Below are 6142 nucleotides of genomic sequence, written 5' to 3' on the forward strand. Positions count from 1 at the left end.
AGGTTTCCGTCCGGAGAGTCCTGGATATCAGGAACGCATTACGATCGCCTTAGGGAATTCGCGAGGATCCCCGCTAAATCGTGTCGATTTCGAGATAGTCGTCGTGATTCGCGAGCCCGAGAAGGGCCGACCGGGCGACTTGGATCGCGAGGCCCTCTTCGCGAAGATCCGCGTAGACGAGGCGGACGCGGTGATCGAGTTCCGCCCGGAGTTCGAGCTGCTTCTCGAATTTCGCCAGCAACTTCGGCGGTATCCGGGAATCCCCATTCAGCCATCGGGTGACCTGTCTCATGGGGACGCCCGTCGACTGCTGGAGCAGCTCCGCGGTTGATCGCGGGAAGACAGCTTTCACCAGCGCTATCGCGGCCGCCGCATTGTAGGGCACGAAGTCGGGTTTGGGGGATGCGTCGTCGCTCATGGGTGGGGCCTCCGTTCGCCCGGAAATGGGATCGTGGTCCCAGGATACTGCCCGATCGTTTCGCCGGACTGAAGCCCTCGCCTGAAGCGAACAAACACCGATCGCGTCAACCGGCGTCAACCGAAACGCCGGGAATCACCGGGAACATACGGGAAACCGGGCTTGACGCCGATAGCCGGAAACCCCTAGAGCACAGGCAAGGGCGGTTAGCTCAGTTGGTAGAGCGCCTCGTTTACACCGAGGATGTCGGCGGTTCGAGCCCGTCACTGCCCACCACGCCCCTCCCCTGTCTTGTCAGCCGGCAGTCTTGTCAGCCGAGAGAAGACCAGGGCTTCGACGGGTGCACGGATCGGGCGTCTGCCGGAGGCAGGCTCCTGCCGCTTCTCTCACGGCTCTCACAGCGACCCTTCTCGTCGCCGCTGCCACGACGGGTGCAATCGAATTCGTGTCCCGCCGCCGCGAGCACGGGTGACATGGCGCGTCGCCGGCCTATCATTCGCCGGACATTGCAGGAAAAGGAAAGCCGATGACCGCCCGAAGCGACACGACCCGCCGTCTGGCGGTGCTGATCGATGCCGACAACGCCTCCTCGAAGATCGCCGACGGTCTGTTCGAGGAGATCGCCAAGATCGGCGAAGCGAGTGTCAGGCGCGTCTATGGCGATTTTTCCACGACGCGCTCGAAGGGCTGGGTCGAGACCCTGGCGCGCCACGCCATCGTGCCGCAGCAGCAGTTCCCCTACACGATCGGCAAGAATGCCTCCGACATCACCCTCGTGATCGACGCCATGGATCTCCTTCACAGCGGCCGCTTCGACGGCTTCTGCCTGGTCTCGTCGGACAGCGACTTCACCCGCCTCGCCTCGCGTATCCGCGAGCAGGGTGTCGATGTCTTCGGCTTCGGCGAGCAGAAGACGCCGGAGAGCTTCCGCCAGGCCTGCCGCCGCTTCATCTACACCGAGAACCTCCTGCCGGAGCGGGCCGACCCGGACCGGGCCACCGACGCGCCCACCACGAAGCCGCTGGCCCGCAAGGAGGAGGCGACGCGGCTGCTTCTCCGAGTGATCGCGCAGATGGACAGCGAGGACGGCTGGATCAATCTCGGCGGCTTCGGCAAGCAGATCCTCAACCTGGCGCCGGACTTCGACCCGCGGACCTACGGCTTCAAGAAGCTCAGCGATCTCGTCCGCTCGACCAAGGAATTCGAGGTTCGCACCCCGCCCGGCGGCAGCGTTGAAATCCGCGAGGCGCCGAAGGCGCCGGCCCAGCCCACGGCGAAGCGTCCGGCGAGACGGCGAACCGCCGCCAAGCCTGACTGAAACCGGGTCGGGCCGAACCGGGCCCAACTCATGACAGGATGATCGTGGCAGGCAGATCCTGGCAGACGGATCCTGGCAGAGAATCCCAGCGAAGGTGGCTAGGGCCTGTTGATCCTGCGCAAGGCCGCCCGAGACCTCAGGGCGTCGGCTGACTCATGCGACGCGGAATCCGGCTCCAGACACACAAAGGCCCTGGCCATGATGTATTCATGCGCCGGGCCAAAGCTTCGCTATCGTCATTTGCAATAGGGTAAATGCGTCAGCTCTCCCAGAGCCGGACGCCCGAAACATTGCAGGAGGCGGCGAAAAGTCGAGCCTGTTCCACGACTTCGGCAGCTCGTAGGCCGCCTCCCGAAATCCGACAGTCGAGTGCCGCTGGTCGAAGCCCCGTAGGTCAAGCTTCGACGTCTATGCGGCAGCCTGCTGGGGTGGCTCCATCTTAACCTCCCGGATTGACGACTATGACAATTGGAAGACTACGCTCTTCAGCACGAACGTCAAGCAACTTTCGCATCTACTTCGTGGCTGACTGTCAATCACCGTGATCGCCGCTGCCCGGTCGGACCGGCGCGGCGGCTGTAAGGTTGCGGACGAGCGCACCTCGGCGACCGACGCCGGCGGACCGCGCCTGCGCCGGCCGCCATTGCCTCTGCATGATCTGCGGAGCGGCGGTCCTGCCGACGGCGGCGGCGGATCAGTCCGCCGGCAGCACCGCCCGGACCTCGCCCGTCAGCGTGCCGCGCCAGTTCCGCAGGTCCTTGCGGGCCATGGCGGCGAAGGTCTCAGCCAGCGCTGCGTCCTCCTTCTGCAGTGCCGCGGCGATGACGGCAGCGACGAGCGGCTCGCTGGCGCGGGTGGCGCCATCATCGATCTTGAGAGCGAAGCCGAGGCCGAGTTCCGGCAGAGCGCCGCAGAAGACCCCTTCCGCGCCGGTCTTGGCGAAGACCTTGCCCGGCGCGGCCTGCATGAGCTCGCGGCAGGCCCGCCCGGTGCCGGACATCTCGAAGGGCTCGGCCATGCAGGCCCGCATCAGCGCCTGGCCCGCCTCCGCCCGTTGCGGCTCGACGCCCCGCCCCGAGGCGATCCTGGCGAATGCGCCGGCGAAGTCCTTGAGCGGCGCCGCATAGGTCGGGATCGAGCAGCCGTCGGTGCCGCAGACGTCGACATTGAGGCTGTGGCCGATGAGATCCTCGATCACCGCCTTGCATCTGAGCTGCACCGCGTGGTTGGGCCCGACATAGCCGGCGAGATCCTCGCCCCGATGGACGGCCGTGAGGAGGAAGCCGGCATGCTTGCCCGAACAGTTGTTGTGCAGCGGGCACGGCGCCTCCCCGCGCCGGACCATGTCGCGGGAGACCTCCGGTTCGCTCGGCCAATGAACGCCGCATTCCAGTGCCGCCTGGTCGAGCCCGCCCTTCTCCAGCATCGCCGCGACGCGGCGCAGGTGCTCCGGCTCGCCCGAATGGGATGCGCAGGCCAGTGACAGGTCCTTCTCGTCGAGGCCGTAGCGCGCCGCCGCCCCCGTCTCGATCAGCGGGATCGCCTGCAGGAGCTTCACCGCCGAACGGGGAAAGACCGGTCGGTCGATGTCGCCGACCCCGGCGACCACCTTGCCCTCGCCATCCACGAGCGCGAAGGCTCCTCGGTGGAAGCTTTCGACCAGTTCGCCGCGGGTGACTTCCACGAGGACGGGATTTTCCATAATTTCGACCTGTCTGCCGGGTTGATGCTCGAACGACGATCTAGGGCCTCTGGCCAGGATTTTCTCGGATCGTCCGCTCCGAACGGCGAAAAAAGAGGCTCGATGCGCATTCTGAAGTTCCTGATGCTGGCGATCGTCCTGGTCTACCTCCTGCCGGCGGCAGCTTCGGCTGCCCTCTGGTATGTCGGTGAACATGCGACGTCCTGGCGCACGGCCGACTGGTCATCCTCCGGCCTATTCGAACCGGCAGGGAAGGTTCCGGAAGCGCGGGTCTACGTCCTGTCGGCGCGCACCGGCGGCCTCAAGGGGGCTCTGTCGGAGCATTCCTGGATCGTGGTGAAGGAGAGCGGGGCGACCAGCTACGAGCGCTGGGACAAGGTCGGCTGGGGCTCGCCGGTGCGCCACAATGGCTATCCGGCGGACGGGCGCTGGTATTCCAACCAGCCGCGGGTGGTCTTTGCGGCGACCGGAGGGGCAGCCGAGCGGCTGATCCCGAAGATCCGCGCCGCCATCGCGACCTATCCCTTCGCGATGCGGGGCGGCTATCACATCTTCCCGGGGCCCAATTCCAATTCCTTCGTCGCCCATGTGATGCGGCAGGTGCCGGAGATCGACGTCGCCCTGCCACCGGTCTCGGTCGGCCGGGACTATCCGACCGGCGGGCGCCTCGCCTATCTCGACCCGGACGGGCGCGACCTGCATCTGTCGCTGTTCGGCTATGCCGGGCTTTCGGCGGGATGGAAGAACGGGCTGGAGATCAATCTCCTCGGCCTCGTCGCCGGCGTCGACATCCGGCGGATCGGAATCAAGGTCCCGGCCTTCGGGACCTTCGCGCTACTGGGAGAGTAAACTGGCAGCAGGAAAACTACCGCGTGTCCCACGGCGCGACGCCTATGAGCCGCCGCCCGCATACGCTGTCGATCGACCATATCGGATGGATATCGGGCCCGTGCGCCGAGTGATCGGATCCGGAGTCCCACATTCCGAGGGAATGGATCGGATGTCGGACGATAATGATCGCACTGCGCCATCCGATCAAAATGTCCGCGACGGAGGCGCCTGACCTGCACCTTCCCGAAATCCGCCAATCAACGCCTCCACCTCGGGAAGCCGCCATATCCGCGGTATGCCGTGAACATCGACACGATCAACGACATTCGGCTGCCACTCAACCACGAAACCGAACGCAAGCAGCAGGCGATCCAGATCGACCTGGTTGACACTGTGAAAGCCGAAATGATCGCGGATGTAAAGGGAACCGCCGGGCTTCAGCATTCGACGGAAAGCCGTCAGTGCATGGACCAGCATTGGCTTCGAGAGTTCGCGCAGGACTTGGACGGCGCAAATCAAGTCCACGCTTTGGTCAGCGATCATGTCGAGCCGCCATGACGGCAGATGATGGACCGTACCCGGACGCGGCAATACCTTCCACTGTTCGCCTCGTACGAGATAATCTTCGACTTCGAGACCGAGCAGCCGATAATAGAGAATTTGCGTGAGATAAGGTGCCGGCGTGGCATCGATTGCGATGAAGGCGTCGAGGGAATTTGGCAGGGCGAACCAGAGATTGGCTTGCCTCCCATGTCCTGCTCCAAAATCCACAAATGTGCGGATCCGCTGGCGTTCCGGAACCGGAAGGAACGTCTGGAAGCGATAGTCCTGCGCGTTGTAAAGTGCCACGTTTGCGATGTTGCGGCCTGCCGGATCAAGACCAGCGGCGATCAGTGCGTTTCTGTCACGTTCCGCCGCGAGCGCTATACTATCGTCGAAAGCCCGGTCCTGAACGAAATTTGGAAAGTGTGAATTTTCGATCCAGCCGAACATCCGCGCGAGATGCTCGGCGCCGATGAAGTCCTCGAACATCATGTCCTTCAGTGCGCCCTGCGCAAGCCGATTGCGCAGGTGTCGCCAGCTGTCCGCCCAGTCGAACGCGTTGCGATGCGCTGCGTCCCGTTCGTACACAGCTTTGAAATGCGCGTAGGCCGGAGCCGGGTCGAAGCCGATATTCTCGAAGATGTCTTCCGTCGCGATTCCGGGCACCAGATACCTCTCCTGTCCGAACATCGAAGATTCGCGTGTCGGTCGAGGCTATCAGAGTGGGCGCCTGGCGTCATGGAGGACAAAGAGCTCTGGCACCGTCATCCGGTCCGCCTTCGACGGCCATCTCGACCTTGCGGCACCGCGAGAGCTTCATCCGGGTGACATCGCGCAACTGAGCCCCACCGGCGGCCGGCCGGATGAGCGATGACGGGAGTCGATCTCCCCGGGCCGCAGATCTCAGCAGCCGATCCGGGTGCGGATCGCATCGACTTCCTGCGTCGTGGTGCAGACGTTCTCGCAGGGGATGCCGTCATTGTCGCCGTCGGCGCGCCGATAGCCGCCGCACCACATCCGCACCGCCTCCTCGCAAGACGAGACCGCCTTGCAGCTGCGCCGCTGGGCGAAGAGGAGGCCGCGCAGGTCGCTTGCGGCGGCCTTCGTGACGGGCACCTCCGAGGGCTGTGCATTCGCTGCACGGGCGGGGATGCCGACGAGGGTGAGAAATCCCGCAAGAGCCAGCCTGACCGCAATGCGGCGATCGGGCCGTGCGATTCGCATGTCCGGAAATGCCATGCGCCCCGCATATCGCAGGTTGCGCATGGGTCAAGGGTGCTTTCTACCTGTCCGCGTAATCCCGGACCGGCGGGGCGCCCCGCCCGGCCCC

Annotated in this window: 6 protein-coding genes and 1 tRNA gene; 3 read left to right on the top strand and 4 right to left on the bottom strand. The window is 64.8% G+C overall.

Features of this window, described 5'->3' with window-relative positions; genetic code table 11:
- Window positions 1-73: 73 nt before the first annotated feature.
- Window positions 74-418 (bottom strand): hypothetical protein, encoded by a 345-nt coding sequence (locus tag ATO4_RS20940; protein ID WP_083593723.1) that lies wholly within the window; start codon window positions 416-418, stop codon window positions 74-76.
- 200 nt (window positions 419-618) lie between these two features.
- On the opposite strand from ATO4_RS20940, the gene ATO4_RS20945 reads away from it, so the two are divergent.
- Window positions 619-694, top strand: a tRNA-Val gene (locus ATO4_RS20945).
- Between the two features lie 250 nt (window positions 695-944).
- On the top strand, window positions 945-1736 hold the full coding sequence (locus ATO4_RS20950; protein ID WP_083593724.1) for an NYN domain-containing protein: 792 nt from the start codon (window positions 945-947) through the stop codon (window positions 1734-1736).
- A gap of 694 nt (window positions 1737-2430) precedes the next feature.
- On the opposite strand, the gene ATO4_RS20955 is transcribed toward ATO4_RS20950, so the two are convergent.
- Window positions 2431-3438 (bottom strand): asparaginase, encoded by a 1008-nt coding sequence (locus ATO4_RS20955; protein WP_083593725.1) that lies wholly within the window; start codon window positions 3436-3438, stop codon window positions 2431-2433.
- Window positions 3439-3540: 102 nt separating this feature from the next.
- Between ATO4_RS20955 and ATO4_RS20960 the strand changes: the two genes are divergently transcribed.
- On the top strand, window positions 3541-4287 hold the full coding sequence (locus ATO4_RS20960) for a DUF3750 domain-containing protein (protein WP_083593726.1): 747 nt from the start codon (window positions 3541-3543) through the stop codon (window positions 4285-4287).
- Window positions 4288-4473: 186 nt separating this feature from the next.
- On the opposite strand, the gene ATO4_RS20965 is transcribed toward ATO4_RS20960, so the two are convergent.
- Entirely contained in the window at window positions 4474-5502 is a 1029-nt protein-coding gene (locus ATO4_RS20965) for a methyltransferase domain-containing protein (RefSeq protein WP_083593727.1), read from the bottom strand.
- 213 nt (window positions 5503-5715) lie between these two features.
- Entirely contained in the window at window positions 5716-6036 is a 321-nt protein-coding gene (locus tag ATO4_RS20970) for an excalibur calcium-binding domain-containing protein (RefSeq protein ID WP_083593731.1), read from the bottom strand.
- Window positions 6037-6142 lie beyond the last annotated feature (106 nt).

Origin of the sequence: Aurantimonas sp. 22II-16-19i, assembly GCF_002088275.1 — a bacterium.
In the GTDB taxonomy this organism is placed as follows: domain Bacteria; phylum Pseudomonadota; class Alphaproteobacteria; order Rhizobiales; family Rhizobiaceae; genus Jiella.

What these genes read in the sequence shown, in the direction of transcription:
- ATO4_RS20955 (WP_083593725.1), bottom strand. Translation starts at nt 3,438, where the DNA reads ATGGAAAATCCCGTCCTCGTGGAAGTCACCCGCGGCGAACTGGTCGAA.
- ATO4_RS20965 (WP_083593727.1), bottom strand. Translation starts at nt 5,502, where the DNA reads ATGTTCGGACAGGAGAGGTATCTGGTGCCCGGAATCGCGACGGAAGAC.
- ATO4_RS20940 (WP_083593723.1), bottom strand. Translation starts at nt 418, where the DNA reads ATGAGCGACGACGCATCCCCCAAACCCGACTTCGTGCCCTACAATGCG.
- ATO4_RS20970 (WP_083593731.1), bottom strand. Translation starts at nt 6,036, where the DNA reads ATGCGAATCGCACGGCCCGATCGCCGCATTGCGGTCAGGCTGGCTCTT.
- ATO4_RS20950 (WP_083593724.1), top strand. Translation starts at nt 945, where the DNA reads ATGACCGCCCGAAGCGACACGACCCGCCGTCTGGCGGTGCTGATCGAT.
- ATO4_RS20960 (WP_083593726.1), top strand. Translation starts at nt 3,541, where the DNA reads ATGCGCATTCTGAAGTTCCTGATGCTGGCGATCGTCCTGGTCTACCTC.